A 25,024-nucleotide genomic window follows, 5' to 3' on the forward strand; every position below is an offset into this window, starting at 1 on the left:
CGGCTCACCGCAGGAGGTTTCAGCGATGACGGTGCTCTCGGCGGTCGGGCACGCCCTGACGCTCGCGGGTTCGATGACGTGGGAAATCCTGTGGGCACTGATCGTGGGCTTCGGCCTCTCGGCGGTGGTGCAGGCCGTCGTGCGGCGCTCGACGATCGTGGCCCTGATGGGTGACGACCGCCCGCGCACCCTCGCGGTCTCCGCCGGGCTGGGGGCGGCCTCGTCCTCGTGCTCGTATGCCGCGGTGGCCTTGGCGCGATCGCTGTTCCGCAAGGGCGCCGACTTCACCGCCGCGATGGCGTTCGAGATCGGTTCGACAAACCTGGTGGTGGAGTTGGGCATCATCCTGGCGCTGCTGATGGGCTGGCAGTTCACCGCCGCCGAATTCGTCGGCGGCCCGTTGATGATCGTGGTGCTCGCGGTCCTGTTCCGGCTGTTCGTGCGTTCGCGACTCGTCGACGCCGCCCGCGAGCAGGCCGAGCGGGGAATCGCCGGGTCGATGGAAGGCCATGCCGCCATGGACATGTCGATCAAAGGGGACGGTTCCTTTTGGCGGCGGCTGTTTTCCGCCGACGGCTTCACCTCGGTCTCGCACGTGTTCGTGATGGAGTGGCTGGCGATCCTGCGTGACCTTGTTCTGGGCTTGCTGATCGCGGGTGCCGTCGCGGCGTGGGTTCCCGAAACATTTTGGCAGAGCTTCTTTTTGGTGGATCATCCGGTCTGGTCGGCGCTGTGGGGTCCCATCGTGGGGCCCGTCGTGGCGATCGTGTCTTTTGTGTGCTCGATCGGCAATGTCCCGCTGGCCGCGGTGTTGTGGAACGGGGGCATCAGCTTCGGCGGCGTCATCGCGTTCATCTATGCCGACCTGTTGATCCTTCCGATCCTGAACATCTACCGCAAGTACTACGGCACCAGGATGATGCTGACCTTGCTGGGCACCTTCTACGCGGCGATGGTCGTCGCCGGATACCTGGTCGAATTGATCTTCGGCACAACCCATCTCATTCCGGCACAGCGCAACGCGACCGTGCTGGAGGCGTCGATCTCGTGGAACTACACGACCTTCCTCAACATTGCCTTCGGCGCGCTCGCGGTCATCCTCGTCGTCCGGTTCATCACCTCCGGGGGCCTGCCAATGCTGCGCATGATGGGCGGGTCCCCCGACGCCGAGGAATCCGGGCATCGGCACTGATCCGCTTCAGGGTTGCGGCAACTGCACGTCCAGCACCGCGCACCGGCCCTGGTCGGTCTCGGCGAGCGCCCATCCGACGGCCTCACGCATCTCCGCCTGCGTCGCCACGCTGCGCCCGCTGCCCCCGCACGCGCGCGCCAGGGCGGCATAGTCGGTGTCCGGCGTGAGCCGGGTCTCGGGAAAGTCGTTCTCCCGCACCGATGTTCCGTGCCGGTACAGCTCCATCACGGGCAGCTTGGAGGCCAGGTACGAGTGGTTGTTCAGGACGACAGTCACGAAGGGCGCGCCGTGGCGATGCGCCGACCACAACGCGGCGGTGGGCACCCCGAAGTTGAACGAACCGTCACCGCAGATCGCGACGACGGGCGCCTGTGGCCTGGCCAGTTTGACCCCGAACGCCCCGCCGAGCGCCCAGCCCAATGCCGGTGCGCCCGTGTCGAAGAACTGCCCCGGCGGCCGTTGCACCTGTCGGGCCACGGCGGGGCGGTTGGTCACCGCCTCCTGGACCACCACGGCGTTCTCCGGCAGCGCGGCTCCCAGCGCGGCCAGCATCGCGTCGGGTGCGTCCGCCGGGCGATCGGATGCGGCCCGGCGAATCGCCTCCCGGCGGCGTTGCGCCACATCGGATTCGGCCGCCTGCCGCCGCGCGCCCCACTTCTCGCGCAGCTCGTCGGTGGCCAGCCTCAGCAGGGTCTGCTCGAGCAGCAGCAGCGCCACCCGGGTGTCGGCGGTCAGCGCGATCTCGACCGGGTAGGACCACAACGGCATGCTGGCCTTGACCGGGTCCGCGTCGATCTGCACCACGCGGGCGTCCGCGGGCGGGGCCAGCTGCGCGGGCACCCAGGGCACCTCGCAGTCCAGCAGCAACACGGTGTCGGCCGTCTCCAGCGGGGCCGCGTCGCCCACCGCGTGCAGGGGGTGCCCGAGCGGCAGGTTGGCGCGGTCGCCCTGATCGATCACCGGCGCGCCGAGCAACTCGGCGATGCGGGCCAGCACGGTCGCGGCCCCGGGTTCCGCGGCGGTCCTGGACGTGACGATCACGACCCGCTGCCCGGCGACCAGGATCCCGGCCAACCGGCCCAGCGCGCCCGGGTCCGGGCCGGGCGGTATGGCCGGCGCCAGCCGTCGCGGCAACGCTCGGCTGCCGGGCTCCATCAAGGCTTCTCGCGGCAGCATGACGTAGGCGGGTCCGGACGGGCTGGACTGGGCGACCTGGAACGCCCGCCGGACGATCGGGGCCAGCTCGCGTCCGCGCGGCACCTCCATGTGCCATTTGGCGTAGTTGCGCACGACGGCCGGCTGGTCGAGTTGCTCCTGCTGCCAATGGATGTAGGCGTCGCGGTGGCCGCGGACCTCCGGCGCCGAACTGTAGGGGGTGCGCCCGGCGAACACCACCACCGGGGTCCCGTTGCGCTGGGCGTTGTGCAGCTGACAGCCCAGGTTCAGCGTCCCGGCATCGACGTGCACCATGACCGCCTGCGGTCGGCCGCTGGCCATGTGGTGGCCGACGGCCGCCGCCAAGGCGACGCTCTCGTGGACACACAGCACCGCCCGCGGGCTCGGTGTGCCCGTCGCGCGCGCCGCCGCCAGCGCTTCCTGGATCGGGGCGGAATCGGTTCCGGGGTTGATGAAGAAGTGCGTGACTCCCTCGTCGGCGAGCAGGGCGATCAGATCGGTCGCGGCCTCGGGAACGTCGAACAGGTTCTCTACCGTCATGGCTGCCGTTCTCCTATCGACGTCGGCGACCGCGCGAACCCCCCTCTTCTTCCGATCAGATCTTCAACATACGTTCCGCGTTGGCGTATGTGATCTTTTCCGGCCGAATGGGCGTGGCGTTACGCGCTCGGAGCCATCGGGTACCCGCGCAGCGGGCGGCTACTCCAAACCATCGGCGCATTGTCAACGACCTTGCCGCCCAACGTTTTCGGCGGCAGGCGGCGGCGCTCAGGACCGGCCGGAACGCTTTTCGCGCAGGCGACGGTTGACCGCCTCGGGCAGCAGCTCCGACACGTCGCCACCGAGCATGGCGACCTCCTTGGCCAACGACGACGACACGAACGAATACCGCGGCGCGGTCGCGACGAAAAAGGTGTCGACGCCGGCAACGTGCTTGTTCATCTGCGCCATCTGCAGCTCGTATTCGAAGTCGGTGCCGGTGCGCAACCCCTTCACGATGGCGGTCATCCCCCGCGACCGGACGAAGTCGACGACCAGGCCCTGCCCGGCCTCCACCCGCAGATTGGGCAGGTGCGTCGTCGATTCGTTGATCATCGCGATCCGCTCGTCGAGGTCGAACATGCCCGTCTTGGCGGGATTGGTCAGGATCGCCACCACCACCTCGTCGAATTGAGCCGACGCGCGCTCGAAGACGTCGATGTGGCCCAACGTCACCGGGTCAAACGAGCCCGGGCAAACCGCGCCGCTCATAGCGGATGACGGTACACGCCCCGTCACGGCCGCTCGGCCAGCTCCAAACGGGTGTCGCCGTAAACACGTTGCGGCCACACCGACCAGCCGGCCGGCCAGGTGAGCGGCGCGCCGCCGGCCGCGCGCTCGACGACCGCGACGGCGCCCTCGCGCACCCACCCGTGCGCGCTCAGCGCCGCCAGCACGGCCTCGACCGCGTCGGCCCCGACGTCGTAGGGCGGGTCGGCGAGGACGAGGTCGACGGGAGACGCGGTCGCGGCCGCCAGTACGGCCGCCACCGCGCCGCGGCGCAGCGTCGCGCCCGGCAGCCCCAGGGTGTCGATGTTGCGCGCGATGACGGAGGCGGTGCGCGGGTCGGACTCCACGAAGAGCGCGGTGGCGGCGCCCCGGGAGAGCGCCTCCAAGCCCAGGGCGCCCGAACCCGCGTACAGGTCCAGCACCGCGAGGCCGCTCAGCTCGCGCCGCGCGGTCAGGATGTTGAACAGCGACTCGCGGACCCGGTCGGTGGTGGGCCGGGTGCCTCGCGGCGGGACCGCGATGCGCCGGCCCCCGGCCACGCCGCCGATGATCCGGGTCACGTCCAAACACCTACAGCAGCGTCGACCAATAGTCCCAGAACCGCGCCATGCACAGCAGAAACACCGCGGTGAACCACAGCGCGGCGATCGACCATCGCCATTGGTACACCACCCAGGCCGGGCCGGATGGGCGGGCCTGCAGCGCGGGGCGATACGCGATCGAGGCGACCACCACCAGCAGCGACATGGTGATGACCCACACCACCATGCAGTACGGGCACAACGCGCCGATGCGATACAGGCTCTGGAAGATCAGCCAGTGCACGAACACCGCACCGTTCAGCACCCCGGCCGTCAACCCCAGCCAATACCATTGGGGCAGAGCAACTTTCGCCAATGCCAACAGCCCGGTGACGATCACCACGGTGAAAGCCACCAGGCCGAGCAACGGATTGGGGAACCCCAGCAGCGACGCCTGCGGCGTCATCATCACCGAGCCGCACGACAGGATCGGGTTGATGTTGCACGACGGCACATACGACGGGTCGAGCAGGATGTCGATCTTCTCGACCGTCAGCGTCATCGACGCCACCAAGCCGATCACCCCGGCGATCAGCAGCCACCAGGCGCTGAGCGCCGGCACCCGGGCCGGGATCAGCTCGCCGCCGGGATCGGCCGATTCCGTCGACACCGCCCCGGTCACATGGCGGCCGGCGCGACCGCGCCGTCGAGGCCCGGGATGTTGCCCACGATCTCTTTGATCTTGTTGACCAGCGCGTCGGGTGTCGACGGGTCGTAGTCCTCGCCGTTGATCTTGATCGTCGGCGTGGCTTTGATCTGCGCGGCCGCCGCTTCGCCGGTGACCTTGTCCAGGTACTTGCCGCTGTTGATGCAGTCCGGCACCTTGCCCGCCGCGCCGGCCTCACGGGCGAGTTCGATCAATCGCGCGTTGTCGGGGAAACTCTTGCCGGTTTCGCTGGGCTGAATGTCGGTGGTGAACAGCGCGGTATGGAAACGGCGGAAGGCGTCGAGGGATTCGTCGGCGACGCAGCGGGCCGCGTTGGCGGCGCGCGACGAATAGTTGTGGTTCCGCGAGCTGTCCAGGATCGACACCATGGAGTAGTCGGCCGCGATGGCCCCGACGTCGATGAGCCGCGACACCGTCGGCCCGAAGGTGCGCTCGAAGTTACCGCAGGCCGGGCACAGGAAGTCCTCGTAGAACGTGACCACGGCCTTGGGGTTGTTGCTGCCGGGCTGGGTGACCAGCTTGCTCGACGTCACCCGCACGGTGTCGCCCGCGCCGGTGGTGGCGGGCTTCTTGTGGTTCGACGTCACGATGTAGAAGACGAGGACGACCGCGAAGATCACGACGAACGCGGTACCGCCGATCTGGACGAGTCGGCTGGACTTACCGCCGGAGGCCGACTTCATGTCGAATCGTGGGGGGCGTTTGGGTTTGTCGGCCACAGGTTCCCTGATCTTTCGGTACTCGAGTTGTCGGTCTGCTGACAAAGCGATCGGACAAGGCGCCTCTAGATTACCGGCGCCGGCGCCGCAACGACTCAGACCCGGCTCAGGTGTGCGCGCAGGGCCGAGATCAACTCGGTGGTCGCGACCATGCTGTCGCCGCCCAGCTGGAACAGATTGGCGAAGCCATGGGTCAGCGAGCCCAGGTAACGCAGGTCGACCGCGGTCCCGGCGGCACGCAGCGCCTCGGCGTAGCTCTCGCCTTCGTCGCGCAGCGGGTCGAACCCCGCGACCGCGATCAGCGCGGGGGCCAGCCCGGCCAGCGATTCGGCCAGCGCCGGTGACACGCGCGGATCCGTCCGGTCCAGATCCGACCGCCGCAGGTACTGGGATTCGAACCAGTCGATGTCCCGTTTGGTCAGCAGGAAGCCGCGCGAGAAAAGGCTCAGCGACCGGGTCTTGGCGGTGAAGTCGGTCCGCGGATAAATCAGCCACTGCAACACCGGCGCGGGGCCGCCCTCGTCGCGCGCCAGCTGGCTGACGACGGCGGCGAGGTTGCCGCCGGCGCTGTCGCCGCCGACCGCGACTCGTCCGGGGGTGGCGCCCAGCTCGCCGGCGTGCTCGTATGCCCACGTGAACGCCGCGTAGGCGTCCTCGATCGCGGCCGGCGCCGGGTGCTCGGGAGCCAGCCGGTAGTCGATCGACAACACGTGGACCCCGGCATCACGGCAGGTCAGCCTGCACAGGGTGTCGTGGGTGTCGAGGTCGCCGATCGACCAGCCGCCGCCGTGGTAGAAGACCAGCAGCGGTGCCGCCGCGCCGTCGGCCGGACGGTAATGCCGCGCCCCGATGCCACCGGCCGGGCCGGGCAGTGACAGCTCGTCGACGTCGACGTGGATCTGCGGGCCGGGGAACCCCACCGTCGACTCGTGCATCAGGGCGCGGGACGCCTCCGGGTCGTCGTCGACCACGAGCCCGTCGATGCCGACGGCGCGCAGGCCCGACAACATCAGCTGCAACGTCGGGTCGAGGGTGTTGCCGTCGATGATCACCGATCGGCCGCGGACCAGCCCTCGCCGCACCGCGGTCGGGATCCACGGGATGACCTTGACCCCGACGCCGGTGACGGCGCCCTGGATGCGATTGGCCAGGGGCACCGATGCGCGTTGCGCTCCGGAGTGAACGTCGGGCGCAGCCGACAGCGGCTTGGTCATGGGCAACCCCCTTTGGACAACGCGGTACCCCTCGCGGACGAAGGTTATTCCACCCCCGCCGCCCGCCACATCGAGCGGAAGGCCGGACGAGCGGCCCGAACTCCCGTGCGCCGCGCGACTCACTGTACGTGGTGGCACACGCGGTGCCGAGGCGCGCGGATGGACACCTGCCCAGGTGTTGATTAGGTTGCATTTACTGACTCGGTAATATCGTGATCCCCAAGTCGGTAAAGCCTTCACGGATTGCGGGCAATTTTCGACGAGTTCGATTTCGAACCCGGCTCGGTGCACAATCTCGAACCTTCAATTTCACAGGCAGGTGAACGAATTGACTGGCGAGTCGGGCTCCGCCATCCCCTCGATTGCTCTCAACGACGAAAACACGATGCCGGCCCTGGGCCTGGGCGTCGCGGAATTGTCGGACGACGAAACCGAACGCGCGGTGTCGGCGGCGCTGGAAGTCGGCTGCCGGCTGATCGACACCGCCGCGGCGTACGGCAACGAAGCCGCCGTCGGGCGCGCCATCGCCGCCTCCGGGATTCCGCGCGCCGAGCTGTTCGTGACCACCAAGCTGGCCACCCCCGACCAGGGTTTCAAGGGGGCGATGGACGCCTGCAACGCCAGCCTGGAACGGCTCGGGCTGGACTACGTCGACCTGTACCTGATCCACTGGCCGGCCCCGTCGCTGGGCACCTATGTGAACTCCTTCGGTGGCATGATCCAGTCCCGCGGGGAAGGCCAGGCCCGCTCGATCGGTGTCTCCAACTTCACCGAGGAGCACCTGACGACGGTCATCGACCTCACGTTCGTCACCCCGGCGGTCAACCAGGTCGAGCTGCACCCGCTGCTCAACCAGGAAGCGCTGCGCAAGACCAACGCCGAGCACAACGTGGCCACCCAGTCCTACACGCCGCTGGCGCTGGGCAAGCTGATCGACAACCCGACGGTGAACTCGGTCGCCGGCGAATACGGCAAGTCCGCCTCGCAGGTGCTACTGCGATGGAATCTTCAGCTGGGCAACGCGGTCGTCTTCCGGTCGGCCAACGCCGAGCACATCGCCACCAACCTGGACGTGTTCGACTTCGAGTTGGCCGCCGAGCACATGGATGCGATCAACGGGCTCAACGACGGCACCCGGCTGCGCCCGGACCCCGACACCTACGAGGGCTCGTAACGGGCCCTACCCCGCGGGGCAGGTCGCCGCGGCTTGGCGCAGGACACCGGTCGACGCCTGATCCACCGGCAGCGCATAGCCGCGCAGCACGGCGATGAATTGCATGGCGTACTGGCAGGCGAACGCCGCGTTCGGCGGCATCCACTGCCCCGGCGGCGCATCGCCCTTGTCCTGGTTGGCCGCCCCGTCGACGGCCAGCAGGTTGGCCGGATCGTTGGCGAAGCGCAGCCGCTCGGGCGCCGGCCAGTTGTAGGCGCCCATGTCCCAGGCGTACGCGAGCGGGACGAGGTGGTCGATCTGCACCGATTCGCCGACCTTGGGGCCGCGCCGGAAGGTGATCGTCTTGCTGGTGTACGGGTCGTGCAGCGTGCCGCTGGCCACGGCGTCCGGACACCGCTTGATCGACACGTACGTCTTGTCGACGAGATCGCGGTTGAGGATGTCGTCGCGGGTGTCGCACCCGTTGTGCCCCAACGGGGCGTCGTTGTCGTCGTCCCAGGCGTCGCCGAACGCCGCCCGCAGGTAGTCGTAGCGGTGCAGCCGCACCGGCACCACCGCAATGCCCGCGAGCACGTCGGCGCCCGGCAGCACGGTCGGAACATCCGCGCGCGCAGCGTATTCGGCGGAGTGCCGGGCCGCCGAGGACCCCACCGTCTGGTAGGCCACCACCACCGCCAGCGCCGCCGCCGCGGCCAGCCACAACAGCACCTTGCGGTTCACCAGCGCCGCTCCTCTCCCCCGCAAGCGGGAGGTGCCCCCGCATCGCTTTTTCGCTCTGCATGGTCGCCGGCGGTCGCGGTCAACTTTTGTCCAGGTATTCGATCCGGTCGGTGTCGGTGAATCGTGCGGACAGCAAGGCTAATCCGGGATCGGAGGCGTCCTCGGCGTAGGCCTGGATGGCGAAGTCCCGGGCCGCCTCGATGTACTCCAGGTGGTCCGCCAAGGACAGCAGTCGCAGCGTGATCGCCCTGCCGGACTGGTTGCGGCCCAACACATCTCCCTCGCGTCGCTCCTTGAGGTCCAGGTCGGCGAGGGCGAAGCCGTCCAGTGTCCCGGCCACCGCGCGCAGCCGCCGCCCGGCCGACGAGTCCGGCGAGGCCCAACTGGCGAACAGGCACAGGCTCGGATGCTGGCCACGGCCGATCCGGCCGCGCAGCTGGTGCAACTGGCTGATCCCGAACCGGTCGGCGTCCATCACCAGCATCACCGTGGCGTTGGGGACGTCGACGCCGACCTCGATGACGGTGGTGCACACCAGCACGTCGACCTCGCCGGCGCGGAAGGCCGCCATCGCCGCGTCCTTTTCGTCGGCGGACAGCCGCCCGTGCATCAGCCCCAGCCGCAGGTTCGCCAGCTCACCGGAACGCAGTCGGGCGTAAAGACCTTCGGCGGTCTCCGGCGCCCTGGCGCTGTGCTCCTGCGCGCCCGGATCGTCGTCCTCGTCGATGCGGGGCGCCACCACGTAGGCCTGCCGGCCGGCGGCGACCTCTTCGCCGATGCGCTGCCAGGCGCGGCCGAGCCAGGTGGGTTTGTCCTTGACGAAGATGACGTTGCTGGTGATCGGCTGGCGTCCGCGCGGAAGTTCGCGCAGCGTCGACGTTTCCAGGTCCCCGTACACGGTGAGCGCGACGGTGCGCGGGATCGGCGTCGCCGTCATCACCAGCAGGTGCGGGGTCACCCCGGGACGGGCCTTGGCCCGCAACTGATCTCGCTGCTCGACGCCGAAGCGGTGCTGCTCGTCGACCACCACCATGCCCAGGTTGTCGAACTCCACCGCGTCCTGCAGTAGCGCGTGGGTGCCGACGACGATGCCGACCTCGCCGCCGGAGATCTCGGCCCGGATCTCTTTCTTCTGCGCGGCGGTCATGGAACCGCTGAGCAGCGCCACCCGGGTTGCCCGATCGGCCCCGCCCAGCTGGCCCGCCATCGCCAGCGGGCCGAGCACGTCGCGGATCGATCGAAGATGTTGCGCGGCAAGCACTTCCGTTGGCGCCAGCAGTGCGCACTGATAGCCGGCGTCCACCATCTGCAGCATCGCCAGCACCGACACGATCGTCTTGCCCGAGCCCACCTCCCCCTGCAGCAGGCGGTTCAGCGGGCGATTCGACGCGAGCCCGTCGGACAGCACGCCCAGCACTTCACGCTGCCCCGCGGTCAGCTCGAAAGGCAACCGCCCCAACAGTTCCGCGGCCAAACCATCCGGGCGGGGTGGGGCCGGGGGCCCGGATTCCGAGAGCTCGCCGTGGCGGCGGGCCACCAGCGCCCACTGCAGCCCGACGGCCTCGTCGAAGGTCAGCCGCTCGCGGGCTCGCTGCCGCCGGGGCTCGCTTTCGGCGAGGTGGATGTCGCGCAACGCCTGATCTTCGGAGACCAGACCGAATTTCGCGCGCAGGTCCTCCGGTAGCGGATCGGGCACCGGGTCGAGCACGTCGAGCACCTGGCGCACGGTGGAGAAGATGGTCCAGCTCTGCAGCTTGGCGCTGGCCGCATAGATCGGGAAGAAGTGGCGTTGGTAAGCGTCCGCGATGTCTTCGCCGGTGGTGGCGTGCGAGGCGTTGGCGATGCTCTTGAGGGAGACGGTGCCGCGGTTCTTCCCGTCCGGCGCGTCGAGGAGCAGAAACGCGGGGTGGGTGAGCTGCATGACGTTCCTGAAGAACCCGACCTCGCCGGAGAGCATCACCTTGGTGCCCGTGGTGAGGTCCTTTTTGATGTAGTTCGCGTTGAAGAACGTGGCGGTCACCCTGCTGCGCCCGGAGCCGAGGGTGATCCGGTGACACATTTTCTTCGGGTTCTTCTTCATCGGAAACGTCTCGGTGTCGGTGATCGTGTCGATGATGGTGACGTGTTCACCGGCCGGCGGCCGTTCGTCGTCGGCGTCCCACCGGCTGGCGCCCTCGGTGTAGCTGCGGGGGTAGTGGCGCAACAGGTCGTCGACGGTCCGGATGCCGAACACCTCGTCAAGAAGCCCCACGACCTTCCCGCCGACGGCGTAGTCCAGCCGGTCGCGCAACGACACCATCGCTACTCGACCCCGATCAGCAGCGCGTCACCGTGATGGCCGGTGCGGTAGGTGACCAGTTCGGTCCCCGGGTGGTGGTCGTGCATGTGCTCTTCCAGGATGTCGCCGACGGCGCCGACGTCCCCATCGCTCTCGATGCCGGCGCCCAGCAGCACGGTCACCAGGTCGCCGCCGGAGGCCAGCAGGAGATCGAGCAGGCCGATCGCGGCCCCGACCGCATCGGCGGCCACGATCAGCACCTCGTCGCCCGCGATGCCCAGGCCGTCGCCCGGATGACAGCGGCCCGCCCAGGTCAACGCGCTCTCGGTGGCGATGCGCACCGATCCGTGCCGCGCCGCGCCGGCCGCGCGGGCCATGGTGTAGCCGTCGTCGACGGCCTGCCTATCGTTTTCGTGCACGGCCAGCGCGGCCAGCCCCTGGACCATTGACCCGGACGGGATCGGCACCACGTCGATCCCCCAGCCGATGGCCGCCGTGCAGCCGGCGACCAACTCCTCGGCCGCCACATAGCCGTTCGGCAGCACCATCACCTGCGCGGCGCCGGTGTCGACGACCGCCCGCATCAGCTGGTGCGCGCTGATGTTGGTGACGGCGTCGTGCGCGGCGGTGTCGCGTTGCAGCACGCAGGCGCCCTCCCCGGCGAACAGCTCGGCGGCGCCGTCGCCGTCGACGACGGCCAGCACCGCCCGTTCCCGGGTCCAGCCGCCCGCGGGCAACCCGGGGGCGCCCGAGCTCAGGGCCGAGATGACGATGCGGCTGAGTTGCCCGGCCGCCAAACCCGCCTCGACGGCGGCGCCGGCGTCGTCGGTGTGCACATGCACGGAATACGTGCGCCGCGCCGACGACGGCGCGGAGGCGATGCCCACCGAATCGCCCAGCTCCGCCAACCGGTCCCGCAGCGCGTCGGCCGCCGCGGGCTCGCATCCGTCCAGCCGGTACATCACCTCGAACTGGGGCGCCGGGCGCGGCGCGGAGGGCTCCGTTTGCTGCTCGCGCGGCGAGGGCTCGTAGACCGTGCGCGCCGGCGCCTGACCCGTGACGGTGGTCCGCAGCGCGTCCAGCAGGACCAGCAGGCCCCGCCCGCCGGCGTCCACGGCTCCGGCGTCGGCGAGCACATCGAGCTGCTCGGGGGTCTTCTCCAGGGCGACCACCGCCGCGTCGCCGGCGGCGATGACCGCCGGCGCGAGCCCGCCCCCGGCCCGGGCGCACTGCTGGACGGCGGTGGCGGCGGCCCGCAGCACCGACACGATGGTCCCGGGGACCTCCTCGCCCCCCATCGAGGTGATGACCAGCTCCACGCCGCGCTGCAGCGCGGCGCCCAGCACGGCAACGTCGATGTGGGGCAGGTCGCCGCCGGCGTCGGTTGCGGCGATCGCGGTGACGTCCGCGACGCCGCGCAGGATCTGCGACAAGATCACCCCGGAGTTGCCGCGGGCGCCGTTCAGCGCTCCGGCCGACAGCGCCGCCGCGGCCCGGGCGACGCAGGCCGAGCCGCCCTGCGCGTTCAGTTCCGCCAGGGCCGAACGCATGGTGAACAGCATGTTGGCGCCGGTGTCGGAGTCGGCGACGGGGAAGACGTTGAGCCGGTTGACCTCGTCGATGTGGGTGATCAGGTCGCTGACGGCCGTGTGCGCCCAGTCCCGCAGGGTCATCGCGTCCAGCAGACGATCCTGCGATGTCCACGACGTGGCCAGGGGTACCCACCTCCTCCGCGCCCTTCGGTGCCTCCAGCGACCGGCACCCGGTGGGCGCCAGCGTAGCCCGGCGACACGCGCGACGGCTGTCGGTGACCACCACCGCCGGCGGGCCGAACCGGCCCATTGAGCCTAGCCAGAGGGGGCGACAGCGGGGGTCACCGTTTTGGTGGTTGCCACGACAATCGGTATCCTCACTGGGGCCCGGGTGAACCCGGACTGTCCCGGCCACGTGTCAGACCGCCGAGCCGGACCCCCGAGATTTGAGGAGCTTGAACAATGGCCGCTGTGTGCGAGATCTGCGGGAAAGGCCCCGGCTTCGGCAAGTCGGTGTCGCACTCCCACCGCCGCACCAGCCGCCGGTGGGACCCCAACGTCCAGACCGTGCACGTCGCCCGTCCGGGCGGCAACAAGCAGCGCCTCAACGTCTGCACGTCCTGCATCAAGGCCGGCAAGGTCGTCCGGGGCTAGACGGCAGCCCGCCGCTCACATGACGACGTGGCCGGCGTCCACCGGGATGGCGACGCCCGTCACGTAGCGCGACCGCGGTCCGGCCAGCCACAGCACCGCCTCGGTGACGTCTTGCGCCTCCACCAGCGGCACCTCGGGTAGCAGGGTCTGCGACAGGGCCGGGTTGGGGTTCTCCAGCATCCGGTTCACGACGAAATCGTTGAGTATCATCGGCGTGGCGACGCCACTCGGGTGGATCGAATTCACCCGAATCTTATGTGGCGCATAGGCATTCGCCGCCGAGCGCATCAAACCCACCACACCGTGCTTGGACGCGGCGTAGGCGAACATCGCGGCGCTGCCGTCGCCGCCGCGGCCGGTGAGGCCCTGTGACGAACTGACCAGCACCACCGAGCCGCCCCGGCCCTTGCGCACGATCGAGGGAACCGTCGCCAGCATCGTGTGCCACACACCCTTGAGGTTGGTGTCGACGATCGTGTTGAACACCGGTTCGGCGTCGGGCTCGGTGACGCCGATCGCCACCACCCCGGCGTTGGCGACGACGACGTCCACATCGCCGAGTTCGTCGATGCCCGCCCGCACCCCGGCCTGCAGACCCGCGAGGTCGCGGACGTCGGCGATCACCGGAACCGCCTTGCGGCCCGCGGATCGGACCAGCTGGACGGTTTCGGCCAGCTCGGCTTCGGTGGCCAGGGCGTAGGGAATCGCCTCGAGGTCGGCGCAGATGTCGACGGCGATGATGTCGGCGCCGTGGGCGGCCAGCGCGACGGCGTGGCTGCGGCCCTGTCCGCGCGCGGCGCCGGTCACGACGGCGGTCATGTTGTCGAATTCACCCATGGTCAGACCTCCAGTGTGGTGCCGGTCTCGCGCTCGGCGAAGGCCACCAGCCGCGCGGCCGTGTCGTAGTCGCATGCCAGCGGCGTCCGGCCGATGAGCACCGGGCCGCCGCGCAGCCCGAACCGGCCGCTGACCCCGACGTAGCTGCCCGGCGGGACGGGCTCGCTGATGCAGTACAGCGTGGGCGCCGCGCCCTCGTCGATGTCGTTGGCCAGCCGGTCGGCCACCACCTTGACCGCCTTGTGGGCCAGCGACATCAGCGGTGCGTCGCCCACGTTGGACAGGTTCGACGCCACCCAGCCGGGGTGGGTGAGGTGGGTGACGAGCGGCGACCCGGCCGCGCGCAACCTGCGGTCCAGCTCGAGCCCCCACAGCATGACCGCGAGCTTGGACTGCGCGTAGGCGCCCAGCCTCGTCCATTTGTGCCGGCGCAGGTGCGGGTCGTCGAGGTGCAGCGTCGCCGACCGGTGCGCGTCGGAGCCGACGTTGATGATCTGCGAACGCACCCTGGATATGAGCAGGTTGGTCAGGGCGAACGGCCCGAGCAAATTGGTGCCCAGCGTCATCTCGAATCCGTCGACCGTGTCGGTGCGGCGGTCGGTGAGGGCGCCGGCGTTGTTGATCAGGATGTCGACCGGCCCGTCGATCAGGTCGGGGAACGCCCGCACCGACGACAGGTCGGCGAGGTCGAGCCTGACCACGGAGGTCGAGCCGCCGATTTCAGCCGCTCGCTGCGCACCGAGGTCGGTGTTGCGCACCGCGAGGATCACGTGCGCGCCGGCGTTGGCGAGCGCGCGCGAGGTGCCCAGCCCCACCCCGTTGGTCGCCCCGGTCACGATCACGCGCTTGCCGGTCAGGTTGCCGAGCCGGCTCGGCGTCCACGGTAAGGTCACGGCGACTAAGAGTAATCGTCGGTTCTATGTAAGTTGGACCGGTTCTGCCAACATTGGTCGCGGAAGCACAGCGGACGGACTTTCCCGAGGCGGTTCGACATGAGTGACAGCGCCACCGAGATCACCAACCTCATCTACACCTATGCGCAGCTGCTCGACGGCGGCGACCTGGACGGGGTGGCCCGGCTGTTCGAGCACGGCCGCATCTGCGGCGTGGAGGACGGCCCGCCGGAGACGGTGTTCGCGGGTTCGGCGAGGGTCCGCGAGATGTACGAGATGGCCACGCGCATCTACGAAGACGGCACCCCGAAGACCAAACACCACACCGCCAACGTGCAGCTGTACATCGACGAGGCGCAGGGCACCGCGACCAGCACGTCCTACTACTGCGTCACGCAGGCCACCCCCGACCTGCCGCTGCAGGTCATCGTGACCGGGCACTACAAGGACACCTTTCACCGGGTGGACGGCGCCTGGTGTTTCGACAGCCGCACCATGTTCGTCGACCAGGTCGGCGACGTCAGCCGGCACCTGAAGTTCTGACCGTCATGGCATCCCCCAGCGTCTTCGAGCCGGCCGCCGTCCTGGCCGACGCGCAACGCAAGGAAGGGCTCACCGACTGGGGCCCGGGCGAATTCGAAGAGCCGCTGACCGTCCTGCTGCGCGATTATGCGCGCGCCGACCTCAACGCGATCGGCGCCCACATCCTGCGGTCGGGCATCGTGCACAGCCTGCGGATGCGACTGCGCACCCAGGAGTGGATCCGCCGCCATCCGGAGATTCTCGACGAGCGGGTGGCCGCGCCGATCGTGGTCGTCGGGATGATGCGCAGCGGGACCACGCTGTTGCAGCGCCTGCTGGCGGCCGACCCGCGCTTCGTCTGCGCGTACGGGTGGGAGGTCGTCGAGGTCGCGCCGCGACTGAACCATCAGTTCGCCGGGGTGGATCCGCGCATCGCCATCGCCCAAGCGCGAGAAGCGAAATCGCGCGAACTGGCGCCCGAACTGTTCTCCATCCACCCGATGTACGCCACCGAAGCCGAGGAGGAGATCGTCTTTCTGGCGGACGCCTTCCTGTCGCACGTCCCCGAGTCGGGCGCGCACCTGCCCCGCTACCGGACCTGGCTCGACGACCAGGACTTCTCCCCCGCCTACGCCCACCTGCACCGCATGCTGCAGTTCCTGCAATGGCAGAAACGCCGGCGCGGGCTGGTCGGTCAGCGCTGGGTGCTCAAATCGCCGGCGCACCTGGGGTATTTGGGCCTGCTGCGCGCCCAGTTCCCCGACCTGCACGTCGTGCACATGCACCGCGACCCGCGCACCACGATTGCGTCGGGGGCCGGCCTGAACGCCACCCTGCACGCGATGCACGCCGACGCCGTGGATGCGCACCGGGTCGGCGCGCAATGGTTGGCGCGGATGGGCTGGACCAACGACCGGGCGATGGCGACCCGCGACGGCTGGTCCGACGACGGTGATCGCGTCACCGACATCGGGTTCCACGAGGCGGTGGCCGACCCGATCGGGCAGGTGGCCCGCGTCTACGACGCGATCGGGCTGCCGCTGACCGCCGACGCCGAGGACGCGATGCGCCGCTGGCTGCGTGAGCGTCCGCGGGAGGCGGCGCGCCCGCCCTACGGTCTGGAGAACTACGGCCTGCTGCCCGAGCAGGTCGACGAGCGATTCACGTTGTACAACAAGCGTTTTGCGCAATTCATCGGAGGAACAGCACATGCCTGATGACCCGGTCGCGACGGCGTCCCAGCATGAACAAGAACTGGCGGCGCTCGACCTGATCGAGCATCCCACCGTCAAGGCTGCGTACCGCACCGTGGCGCAGACCTGGCTGGGCCGGGCCAGGGCGTCCGACGCGATGCGCGAACGCTTCGACGACGCGTTCGCCGAGGTGATGTTCTCGGCGGCGATGTGGTCGTCCAACCAGGACAAGCTGCGGCCCAAGGTCAGTTGCATCACCCGGCTCGCGCACCCTGTGGACGGGCGCCGGATCCCCGGATCGCGTTGGGGCATCGACAATCCCGACAGCGTGTACCGGGTGATCCCCATCTCCGGAGACGAGCGCTACGAGATCCACGGCCGGGTCGGCGAACACCGGATGACCGAGAACTACTTCACCCTCTGGGATGCGAACATGGGCACCGTCGACGTGCTCAACGGCCGCACCATGCGGGTCGACTCCGACGGCAGCTTCACCATCACCGTCGACTCCGAACCCGCCAACGGCCGGCCCAATCACGTGCGGACATCCCCGGCGGCCCACGAGTTCTACATTCGCGACGTGCTGCTGGACTGGGGCCGCGACGACCCCAATCACCTTGAGGTGCAACGGCTTGGCGGCCCCGCGGTGACGCCGCCACGCACCCTTGATGAGCAGGCCGAGGCCACCGCCGCGATGATGGATTACTTCGCGAACTTCACCGGCAAGCTCAGCCACGGCGTGTACAAGATGCCGGCCAACCATTTCAACCTGGCCTGGTCGGCCGACAAGATCGGGGCCATGCGCAACCAGGTGTATGTGATGGGCCGCTTCGATCTCGCCCCCGACGAGGCGTTCGTCGTCGACCTGAATGACGGTGGCGCCGAATACTTCACCGTCCCGCTCAGCAACATCTGGGGCACCACGCTCGAACTCGTCGACCGCACCGGCAGCCTCAACAAGGCGCAGTCGGTCCCGAACGAGGACGGCACCTACACCTACGTGATCTCGCCCGTCGACCCCGGCGTGGCCAACTGGATCGACTCCGACGGCCTGCGCGAGGCCATCCTGACCCTGCGCATGGCGGAGTTCGGCGAGAATGGTCCCCGCGAAGACCTCGGCGCGCGGGGCCGCGTCATCAAGCTGGACCAGCTCGACACCGAGGTGCCGCACCTGGCGCGGGTGAGCCCGCGGCAGCGGGCCGCCCAGCTCGCCGAGCGCCGCACGGCCTATCTGCGCCGCCTACCGGAAGGAACAAGCTAGATGGCTCGCTGGCTGATCACGGGATGCTCCACCGGCTTCGGACGCGAGATCGCCCGCGCGGCCCTGGAAGCCGGCCACAGCGTGGTGGTGACGGCGCGACGGGCCGAGGCCGTGCAGGACCTCGCCGACGAGTTCGGCGACCGGGCGCTGGCGGTCGCGCTCGACGTGACCGACACCGGCCAGGTCGCGGCCGCGGTGGCGGCGGCCGACGAGGCCTTCGGCGGAATCGATGTCCTGGTCAACAACGCCGGACACGGCTACCTGTCGGCGGTGGAAGAGGGCGAGGACGCCGAGGTCCGAAAGCTGTTCGACGTGAACTACTTCGGCGCCGTCGACATGATCAAGGCGGTGCTGCCGGCGATGCGCGCCCGCGGATCGGGCCACATCATCAACATCTCCTCGATGACCGGCCTGGTGGCCAACCCGCCCAATGCCTACTATTCGTCGACCAAGTTCGCGCTGGAGGCGGTCACCGAGGCGCTCGCCACCGAGGTCCGCCCCCTGGGCATCAAGGTGACCGCCGTCGAACCGGGCGCCTTCCGCACCGATTGGGCGACGAGGTCGATGAAGGAATCCGAGTCTCCGATAACCGATTACGCCGACGTGGCGGCGCGCAAGGACCTGATCAAGCAGTTCGCCGATCACCTGCCCGGCGACCCGCGCAAGGTGGCCGAGGCGGTGCTGATGGTGGCCAAGCTCGATGACCCGCCGCTGCGGCTGCTGCTGGGCCGCGACGTGCTCAAGGCCATGCGGGACAAGATCGCCGCGTTGTCGGCATCGATCGACGAATGGGAAGCCGTCACCAAGGACGTCAACTTCCCGGCGTCGTAGCGCGGCCCTCAGTCGCGCACGACGAGGACCGTCTTGCCGGCGCGGCCGCCGTGCTCGCGGCTTTCGAACGCCGCCCGCCCCTCGTCGAGCGGGAACGTCTGGGCGATCGCGACGTGTAAGCGGTCGCTGTCGACGAGCGCGGCGAGCTCGGCGAGCTGATCCCGATTCGGCGTGACGATGAAAAACGTTGCGCTGACGCCGAATTCGTCAGCCCTGCCGTCGGGCGGCGGCGCCGACAACGTCACCAGCCGGCCGCCGCGGCGCAGCACGGCGTATGACCGCTCCAGCGTCTGGCCGCCGACGGTGTCGACGACGACGTCGCAGGCGGCGCCCGTTTCGTCGAATGCCTCCGTGCGCGTGTCGATCACCCGCTGCGCGCCGCAGCCGCGCAGGAGGTTCGCGGTGTCGCTGCGCACGGTCGCGGTGACGCGCGCCCCGCGCAGGGCGGCCAGCTGAACGGTCAACAGGCCCACTCCGCCGGCGCCCCCGTGCACCAGCACGGACTCTCCGGGCTGCACCGCGGCATGGTCGACCAGAGCCTGCCACGCGGTCAGGCCGGCCAGCGGCAGCGCGGCGGCGACGACGTGGGAGACCGTCGACGGTTTGGCGGCCAGATCGGCCGCGGGTACGGCGACGAAATCGGCGGCCGCGCCGTCGCGGTCGAAATCGATTAGGCCATAGACCTCGTCGCCGGGCACGAAATCCGTGACGCCGTCGGCCACCGCGGACACCACGCCGGAGACCTCGTGGGACGGGATGACGGGGGTCCGGCTGACCCCGTCGCGGGTCCACGTCTCCTCCCACGTCAGCTCGTCGAAGGTGATGGCGGCGGCGTGCACGGCCACCAAGGCTTCGCCGGCGCCCGCCACCGGCACGGGCGCCCGCTCGATCACCAGCTGTTCCGGGCCGCCGCGCCGGTTCGCCCGTAGCGCGGTCATCTTGTTCAGGGCAGCCGCCAATCGATCGCGTCCGCACCCATCCCGGCCAGCAGTTCGTTGGCGCGGCTGAACGGGCGGGAGCCGAAGAATCCCCGCGACGCCGACAGCGGCGAGGGGTGCGGCGACTCGATGGCCACGCAATTGCCCTGAGCGAGAATCGGTTTGAGCGTCGACGCGTCGCGGCCCCACAGGATGGCCACCAGGGGCAGCGAGCGTGCGGTCAGCGCCCGGATGGCGCATTCGGTCACCGCTTCCCAGCCCTTGCCCCGATGCGACGCCGGATTGCTGGGACGCACGGTGAGCACCCTGTTCAACAGCAGCACGCCGCGCTGCGCCCACGGCGTCAGGTCACCGGATGAGGGCGGGGGGTGGCCCAGGTCCGCGGTGTACTCCTGAAAGATGTTGGCCAGGCTGCGGGGCAGCGGCCGCACCTCGGGCGCCACCGAAAAGCTCAGGCCCACAGCGTGTCCGGGCGTCGGATAGGGGTCCTGCCCGACGATCAACACCCTGACCTGGTCGAAGGGATAGGTGAAGGCGCGCAACACATTCGACCCGGCGGGCAGATACCTGCGCCCGGCCGCGATCTCGTCCCGCAGGAATTGCCCCATTTGGGCGACCTGCCCGGCCACGGGTTGCAGCGCGCTCGCCCAGCCCGGCTCGACCAATTCGCTCAACGGGCGCGCCGTCATCATCGGCCCTTCGCGATCGGGTAAACGGTCACCGCGCCACCCTAGTACGACTGCCAGCCGGCGTGGCCGCTCCACTCCTGATCGTCGACGAGCACCCGGGCCGGCCCGTCGAGAACCCGCCCGATGACACGCCATCCGGCCGGCGCGGGTCCGGCGAAACACGCCACCAGGGCGTGGTCTTCACCGCCGGCCAGCACCCACGGCCAGGGATCGGCGCCCGCGGCGGCCGCCGCCGCGGCAAGCGCGTCGCGGTCCGCGGCCAGCGCCGCGGTGGACAGGTCGATGCCCACCCCCGACGCGTCGGCGACGTGGCGTAGGTCGGCGATCAGGCCGTCGGAGACGTCGATCATCGCCTGCGCTCCCCCGGCGGCCGCGACCGAGCCCTGACCGTACGGCGGCTCGGGCACCACATGCCGGCGCCGCAACTCATCGAACCCACCAATGCCGTTGTGCCACAAGGCGAAACCCGCCGCGGAGCGGCCCAGGTCCCCGGCAACGGCGACCAGCGAGCCGGGCTGTGCGCCCGATCGCCGCACCGGATCGCGCCCGCCGAGGTCGCCCAGCACCGTCACCGAGATCACCCACTGCGGGCAGCCGACCAGGTCGCCGCCGGCGATGCCGGCGCCGACGCGCTGCGCCTCGTCCCACATCCCGTCGACCAGCGCGTCCACCGCCGCCGCCGGCGTCGCACCGGGCGCCCCGAAGGCGACGACGAACGCCGTGGGCCGCGCGCCCATCGCCTCGATGTCCGCGGCGTTCTGGGCGATCGCCTTGCGGCCGATGTCGTGGGGCGCCGACCAGTCCAGCCGGAAGTGCCGGTCCTGCACCAGCATGTCGGTCGACACCACGGCGCGGCCGTCGCCGGCCGCCACCAGCGCCGCGTCGTCACCCGGCCCGAGCACGACCGCGGCGGGCTGCCGGCGGCCAGCCACCAGGCGGTCGATGACAGCGAACTCGCCGAGTTGCTGCAGCGTCGATTCGTCCCGCACGCCACCCACGATAATTGGCCATCGGGGTGAGCTGAGGCGATAGTGATGTGGGGACAGGAGGTGTGCGCGGTGGCAACCGGATCGGACGCCGACGGCGGGCCGCCGCGAGCGGTGATCATCGTCGCCGTAGCGCTGGCCGTCGCGACCATCGGGGTGATCCTGGCGATCGCGGCCACCCGGGAGGCTCCGCCGCAACCGGTCGCCGTTCCCGCCGTCCCGGCGCCGCAGGCCGAAAGCGCCGCGTGCCGGGCGCTGATGGACGCGCTGCCGCAGCGCCTGGGCGACTACCAGCGGGCGGCGCTCGAGCAACCGGAACCGGTGGGGGCGGCGGCCTGGCGGACCGGACACGGCAGCGAGCCGGTGGTGCTGCGCTGCGGGCTGGACCGCCCGGGCGAGTTCGTCGTCGGCGCCCCGATCCAGGTGGTCGACCGGGTGCAGTGGTTCCAGGTGCGTTCCGATCAGCAGTCCGCCGGTGACGCCGGCCGATCCACCTGGTACGCGGTGGATCGCGGAGTCTATGTGGCGCTCACGCTGCCCACCGGGTCGGGCCCGGCACCGATCCAGCGGCTGTCCGAGGTGATCGAACAGCGCATCGCGGCCGCACCCATCAACCCCGGGCCCGCGCGTTAGCGCCTAACGCAGGCCGACCCCGCGGGCCAACGCCGTCTCGACCATCGTCGCCAGCAGGGTCGGGTAGTCCACGCCGCTGGCCGCCCACATCCGCGGATACATCGAGATCGTGGTGAATCCCGGCATCGTGTTGATCTCGTTGAGCACGGGCCCGTCGTCGGTGAGGAAGAAATCCACCCGGGCCAGCCCCTGGCAGTCAATGGCCTTGAACGCGCGGATCGCCAATTGGCGCACGGCATCGGCGGTTTCGTCGTCGACCTTTGCGGGCACATCCAATTCGGCTGCGTCGTCAAGGTATTTGGTGGCGAAGTCGTAGAACGAGTCCTCGCGGCCCCGCACGCCGGCCAGCCGGATCTCGCCCAGCGCGCTGGCTTCGACTGTGCCGTCGGGCATTTCGAGCACGCCGCACTCCAGCTCACGGCCGACGATCGCGGCCTCGACGATGACCTTGGGATCGTGGCGGCGCGCGGCGGCGACGGCGGCGTCCAGCTGGTCCCGGCTCGATACCCGGCTCACACCGATCGAGGAACCGCCCCGGGCTGGTTTGACGAACACCGGCAACCCCAGCCGCTGGCACTCCTCGGGCCGTAGCCGCGCGCGTGACGGGCGCAGCACCGCGTAGTCGCCGACCGGCAATCCCTCGGCGGCGAACAGCTTTTTGGTGAATTCCTTGTCCATGCCGGCGGCGCTGGCCAACACACCGGCGCCCACATACGGCACGCCGGCGAGTTCGAGCAGCCCCTGAATGGTGCCGTCCTCGCCGTAGGGGCCGTGCAGCACGGGGAACACCACGTCGACGGACGCCAACACCTCACCCGCGCGGGGGGGCAGGGACACCAATTGGCCGCCGCGCCGCGGATCGGCCGACAGCGCCAGCTCGGTTCCCGATTCGGCGGTGACCTCGGGCAGTCGCCGGTCGGTGATCGCCAGCGCGGCCGGGTCGCCGTCGGTGAGCACCCAGGAACCTTCCGGGGTGATGCCGATCGCGACCACCTCGAAACGCTCGGGGTCGAGGTTGCGCAGGATGCTGCCCGCCGAGACGCACGAGATGGCGTGCTCGTTGCTGCGCCCGCCGAAGACGACGGCGACACGCGCCCGCTCACCGCCCCCTGAGCCGGGGTGCGGCGTCGACCGATCGCTGGCATTCACAATGTCAAGAGGCTACCGGGTAGGCGGCGGCTCATTCGGGCTTGGTGCGGCGGCCCAACAGCAGCGCCATCGCCTCGTCGACCGACAACCCTTTGTGGCAGACCCGGTGCACGGCGTCGGTGAGCGGCATTTCGACGTCGTAGCTGGCGGCCAGCGCCAGCACCGACTCGCAGGACGTCACACCCTCGACGACGTGCCCGTCGCCGCCGTCGGGCGTGCCGGAAAGAACCGATTCGATGGTTGCTCCGCGGCCGAGCCGTTCGCCGAACGACCGGTTGCGCGACCGCGGGGAGCTGCAGGTGGCCACCAGGTCGCCCACCCCGGCCAGCCCGGCCAGCGTCGCGCCCTTGGCGCCCAGCGCGATCCCCAGCCGCATGATCTCGGCCAGGCCACGGGTGATGATCGCCGCCGCGGTGTTTTCGCCGAGCCCCACACCGGCCGCCATCCCGCAGGCGAGCGCGATGACGTTCTTGCACGCGCCGCCGATCTCGGTGCCGACCACATCACTGTTGGTATAGGGGCGAAAGTATCCGCTGTTCAGCATGCGCTGCAGGGCGACGGCCCGGCCCGAGTCACTGCAGGCGACCACCGTCGCGGCCGGCTGGCAGCCCGCGATCTCGCTGGCCAGGTTCGGACCCGATATCACCGCGACCTGAGCCGGGTCGGCGCCGGTCACCGCCACGATCACCTGGCTCATCCGCATCAGGGTGCCCAGCTCGATGCCCTTGGCCAGGCTGACCAGGGTGGCGCCCTCGCGCAGCAGCGGCGTCCAGCGCTCGAGGTTGCTGCGCATCGTCTGCGCGGGCACGCCGAGCAGCACGGTGGACGCGCCGTGCAGCGCCTCGGCGGCGTCGGCGGTGGCGCGGACGCCCGACGGCAGCGACGTGCCGGGCAGATAGTCCGGGTTTGATCGGGTGGCGTTGATGCGCTCGGCGAGCTCGGGCCTGCGCGCCCACAGGGTGACCTGTGTTTCCGGTCCGCCGGCCTCGACGAGCACCTTGGCCAGCGCCGTTCCCCACGCCCCGGCGCCCATGACCGTGACGGAGCCCGCTGAACCGCCATGCGTGCTGGTCATGTTCACCCCCTGCGGTGGTCGGTGTTGCTCACGCGGCGCGTGCAGCCGCTACACCCTAGATCAGCGACGGACCGGGCGTCACGCGCGCCAGCGTGTCCCCGCGCGCCGGGGCCATGACGCCGGCGCGCGCGGCGCCGCTGGCAGGATGACATCTCATGAGCGGCATACGACCCGACGGCGCACACAGCGGCGTGGGCAACGGGGGTGATGTCGCGTTGATCATCGCCGTCAAGAGGTTGGCCGCGGCCAAGACCAGACTGGCGCCGGTTTTCTCGGCCCGCACGCGCGAGAGCGTGGTGCTGGCGATGTTGATGGACACCCTGGCCGCCGCGGGGCGCGTCGAATCGCTGGGCTCGATCACCGTGATCACTCCCGACGACGCGGCGGCCGCCGCGGCCACGGAGCTGGGCGCCGATGTGCTGGTTGACCCGACGCCCGAGGGCCATCCCGATCCGCTGAACAACGCGATCGCCACCGCGGCGCGCTCGGTGGCCGGTTCGTTCTCCAATGTCGTTGCGCTGCAAGGCGATTTGCCGGCGCTGCAAACCCAGGAGCTGGCCGAGGCCGTCGCCGCCGCGCGTCAGCACCGGCGCAGCTTCGTCGCCGACCGGCTGGCGACCGGAACCGCGGCGCTCTTCGCATTCGGGGGCCCGCTCGATCCCCGGTTCGGTACCGATTCCTCGGCGCGGCACCGCAGTTCGGGTGCGATCGAGCTGACCGGCGCGTGGCCCGGCCTGCGCTGTGACGTCGACACCCCGACCGACCTCGCGGCCGCCCGTCGCCTCGGGGTGGGGGCCGCGACGGCCCGCGCCCTCGCCGCGCACTGATTCGGTCACGCGAG

General features: G+C 70.1%; 25 protein-coding genes and 1 pseudogene. 10 read left to right on the forward strand and 16 right to left on the reverse strand.

The window, feature by feature from the left end:
- Nucleotides 1-25: 25 nt before the first annotated feature.
- On the forward strand, nt 26-1,192 hold the full coding sequence (locus AC0KS4_RS17230; RefSeq protein ID WP_225329091.1) for a permease: 1,167 nt from the start codon (nt 26-28) through the stop codon (nt 1,190-1,192).
- 6 nt (nt 1,193-1,198) lie between these two features.
- Here the strand turns inward: AC0KS4_RS17230 and AC0KS4_RS17235 are convergent, their stop codons facing one another.
- The 6 genes from AC0KS4_RS17235 to AC0KS4_RS17260 form a co-directional block, all read right to left on the reverse strand.
- Nucleotides 1,199-2,908, reverse strand: coding sequence for a thiamine pyrophosphate-requiring protein (locus tag AC0KS4_RS17235; protein ID WP_238956499.1), 1,710 nt, complete (start codon nt 2,906-2,908; stop codon nt 1,199-1,201).
- Between the two features lie 228 nt (nt 2,909-3,136).
- The gene (coaD, locus tag AC0KS4_RS17240; RefSeq protein ID WP_238956500.1) at nt 3,137-3,619 is read right to left on the reverse strand and encodes a pantetheine-phosphate adenylyltransferase; all 483 of its coding nucleotides are present in this window, start codon (nt 3,617-3,619) and stop codon (nt 3,137-3,139) included.
- Between the two features lie 23 nt (nt 3,620-3,642).
- Nucleotides 3,643-4,197 (reverse strand): 16S rRNA (guanine(966)-N(2))-methyltransferase RsmD, encoded by a 555-nt coding sequence (gene rsmD, locus AC0KS4_RS17245; RefSeq protein ID WP_238956501.1) that lies wholly within the window; start codon nt 4,195-4,197, stop codon nt 3,643-3,645.
- A gap of 10 nt (nt 4,198-4,207) precedes the next feature.
- Entirely contained in the window at nt 4,208-4,840 is a 633-nt protein-coding gene (locus AC0KS4_RS17250) for a vitamin K epoxide reductase family protein (RefSeq protein WP_238956502.1), read from the reverse strand.
- The gene (locus tag AC0KS4_RS17255) at nt 4,837-5,604 is read right to left on the reverse strand and encodes a DsbA family protein (protein WP_238956503.1); all 768 of its coding nucleotides are present in this window, start codon (nt 5,602-5,604) and stop codon (nt 4,837-4,839) included. The genes AC0KS4_RS17250 and AC0KS4_RS17255 overlap by 4 nt, the downstream gene beginning before the upstream one ends.
- Nucleotides 5,605-5,699: 95 nt before the next feature.
- A complete protein-coding gene (locus AC0KS4_RS17260) occupies nt 5,700-6,818 on the reverse strand; it encodes an alpha/beta hydrolase (RefSeq protein WP_238956504.1) in 1,119 nt (372 codons plus the stop codon).
- A gap of 145 nt (nt 6,819-6,963) precedes the next feature.
- On the opposite strand from AC0KS4_RS17260, the pseudogene AC0KS4_RS17265 reads away from it, so the two are divergent.
- Both AC0KS4_RS17265 and AC0KS4_RS17270 read left to right on the forward strand, forming a co-directional pair.
- Nucleotides 6,964-7,141, forward strand: a pseudogene (locus tag AC0KS4_RS17265) (aldo/keto reductase); the annotation flags it as partial.
- A gap of 5 nt (nt 7,142-7,146) precedes the next feature.
- Nucleotides 7,147-7,992, forward strand: a complete 846-nt coding sequence (locus tag AC0KS4_RS17270) for an aldo/keto reductase (RefSeq protein ID WP_238956505.1) — start codon at nt 7,147-7,149, stop codon at nt 7,990-7,992.
- A 6-nt stretch (nt 7,993-7,998) separates the two neighbouring features.
- On the opposite strand, the gene AC0KS4_RS17275 is transcribed toward AC0KS4_RS17270, so the two are convergent.
- From AC0KS4_RS17275 to AC0KS4_RS17285, 3 genes are all read right to left on the reverse strand, one after another.
- The gene (locus tag AC0KS4_RS17275) at nt 7,999-8,712 is read right to left on the reverse strand and encodes an HNH endonuclease family protein (RefSeq protein ID WP_238956506.1); all 714 of its coding nucleotides are present in this window, start codon (nt 8,710-8,712) and stop codon (nt 7,999-8,001) included.
- 79 nt (nt 8,713-8,791) lie between these two features.
- On the reverse strand, nt 8,792-11,011 hold the full coding sequence (gene recG / locus AC0KS4_RS17280) for an ATP-dependent DNA helicase RecG (RefSeq protein WP_238956507.1): 2,220 nt from the start codon (nt 11,009-11,011) through the stop codon (nt 8,792-8,794).
- Nucleotides 11,012-11,013: 2 nt separating this feature from the next.
- On the reverse strand, nt 11,014-12,663 hold the full coding sequence (locus tag AC0KS4_RS17285; protein ID WP_238956508.1) for a DAK2 domain-containing protein: 1,650 nt from the start codon (nt 12,661-12,663) through the stop codon (nt 11,014-11,016).
- Between the two features lie 321 nt (nt 12,664-12,984).
- Here AC0KS4_RS17285 and rpmB point away from each other — a divergent pair, with 321 nt between their 5' ends.
- Nucleotides 12,985-13,176, forward strand: coding sequence for a 50S ribosomal protein L28 (rpmB, locus tag AC0KS4_RS17290; protein WP_225329101.1), 192 nt, complete (start codon nt 12,985-12,987; stop codon nt 13,174-13,176).
- 15 nt (nt 13,177-13,191) lie between these two features.
- Here the strand turns inward: rpmB and AC0KS4_RS17295 are convergent, their stop codons facing one another.
- Both AC0KS4_RS17295 and AC0KS4_RS17300 read right to left on the reverse strand, forming a co-directional pair.
- Entirely contained in the window at nt 13,192-14,013 is an 822-nt protein-coding gene (locus tag AC0KS4_RS17295; protein WP_238956509.1) for a mycofactocin-coupled SDR family oxidoreductase, read from the reverse strand.
- A gap of 2 nt (nt 14,014-14,015) precedes the next feature.
- Nucleotides 14,016-14,906 (reverse strand): SDR family NAD(P)-dependent oxidoreductase, encoded by an 891-nt coding sequence (locus tag AC0KS4_RS17300; RefSeq protein WP_238956510.1) that lies wholly within the window; start codon nt 14,904-14,906, stop codon nt 14,016-14,018.
- 99 nt (nt 14,907-15,005) lie between these two features.
- On the opposite strand from AC0KS4_RS17300, the gene AC0KS4_RS17305 reads away from it, so the two are divergent.
- Genes AC0KS4_RS17305 through AC0KS4_RS17320 form a run of 4 tightly spaced genes read left to right on the forward strand, consistent with a single transcriptional unit; the run spans nt 15,006 to nt 18,713 of the window.
- The gene (locus AC0KS4_RS17305) at nt 15,006-15,449 is read left to right on the forward strand and encodes a nuclear transport factor 2 family protein (RefSeq protein ID WP_225329104.1); all 444 of its coding nucleotides are present in this window, start codon (nt 15,006-15,008) and stop codon (nt 15,447-15,449) included.
- A gap of 5 nt (nt 15,450-15,454) precedes the next feature.
- On the forward strand, nt 15,455-16,645 hold the full coding sequence (locus AC0KS4_RS17310; RefSeq protein ID WP_238956511.1) for a sulfotransferase family protein: 1,191 nt from the start codon (nt 15,455-15,457) through the stop codon (nt 16,643-16,645).
- Entirely contained in the window at nt 16,638-17,882 is a 1,245-nt protein-coding gene (locus AC0KS4_RS17315) for a hypothetical protein (protein WP_238956512.1), read from the forward strand. Before AC0KS4_RS17310 ends, AC0KS4_RS17315 begins: the two co-directional genes overlap by 8 nt.
- Nucleotides 17,883-18,713 carry an oxidoreductase gene (locus AC0KS4_RS17320; RefSeq protein WP_238956513.1) on the forward strand — a complete coding sequence of 277 codons (831 nt, stop codon included), beginning with the start codon at nt 17,883-17,885 and terminating at the stop codon, nt 18,711-18,713.
- Between the two features lie 8 nt (nt 18,714-18,721).
- Here the strand turns inward: AC0KS4_RS17320 and AC0KS4_RS17325 are convergent, their stop codons facing one another.
- From AC0KS4_RS17325 to AC0KS4_RS17335, 3 genes are read right to left on the reverse strand one after another with little or no spacing between them, the layout of a single operon-like run.
- Nucleotides 18,722-19,651, reverse strand: coding sequence for an NADP-dependent oxidoreductase (locus AC0KS4_RS17325; RefSeq protein ID WP_238956514.1), 930 nt, complete (start codon nt 19,649-19,651; stop codon nt 18,722-18,724).
- Between the two features lie 5 nt (nt 19,652-19,656).
- Complete coding sequence (locus AC0KS4_RS17330; protein WP_225329109.1) at nt 19,657-20,340, reverse strand: uracil-DNA glycosylase; 684 nt, start codon at nt 20,338-20,340, stop codon at nt 19,657-19,659.
- A 41-nt stretch (nt 20,341-20,381) separates the two neighbouring features.
- Nucleotides 20,382-21,329 carry a thiamine-phosphate kinase gene (locus tag AC0KS4_RS17335; RefSeq protein ID WP_238956515.1) on the reverse strand — a complete coding sequence of 316 codons (948 nt, stop codon included), beginning with the start codon at nt 21,327-21,329 and terminating at the stop codon, nt 20,382-20,384.
- Between the two features lie 45 nt (nt 21,330-21,374).
- Here AC0KS4_RS17335 and AC0KS4_RS17340 point away from each other — a divergent pair, with 45 nt between their 5' ends.
- On the forward strand, nt 21,375-21,959 hold the full coding sequence (locus AC0KS4_RS17340; RefSeq protein WP_238956516.1) for a DUF3515 domain-containing protein: 585 nt from the start codon (nt 21,375-21,377) through the stop codon (nt 21,957-21,959).
- 3 nt (nt 21,960-21,962) lie between these two features.
- On the opposite strand, the gene AC0KS4_RS17345 is transcribed toward AC0KS4_RS17340, so the two are convergent.
- On the reverse strand, nt 21,963-23,108 hold the full coding sequence (locus AC0KS4_RS17345) for a D-alanine--D-alanine ligase family protein (protein WP_238956517.1): 1,146 nt from the start codon (nt 23,106-23,108) through the stop codon (nt 21,963-21,965).
- Between the two features lie 31 nt (nt 23,109-23,139).
- On the reverse strand, nt 23,140-24,183 hold the full coding sequence (locus AC0KS4_RS17350) for an NAD(P)H-dependent glycerol-3-phosphate dehydrogenase (protein ID WP_238956518.1): 1,044 nt from the start codon (nt 24,181-24,183) through the stop codon (nt 23,140-23,142).
- Nucleotides 24,184-24,338: 155 nt separating this feature from the next.
- Between AC0KS4_RS17350 and cofC the strand changes: the two genes are divergently transcribed.
- Nucleotides 24,339-25,010, forward strand: coding sequence for a 2-phospho-L-lactate guanylyltransferase (gene cofC / locus AC0KS4_RS17355; protein ID WP_238956519.1), 672 nt, complete (start codon nt 24,339-24,341; stop codon nt 25,008-25,010).
- Nucleotides 25,011-25,024: the final 14 nt, after the last annotated feature.

This window comes from Mycobacterium sp. NTMscope_MAC_12, assembly GCF_976985675.1.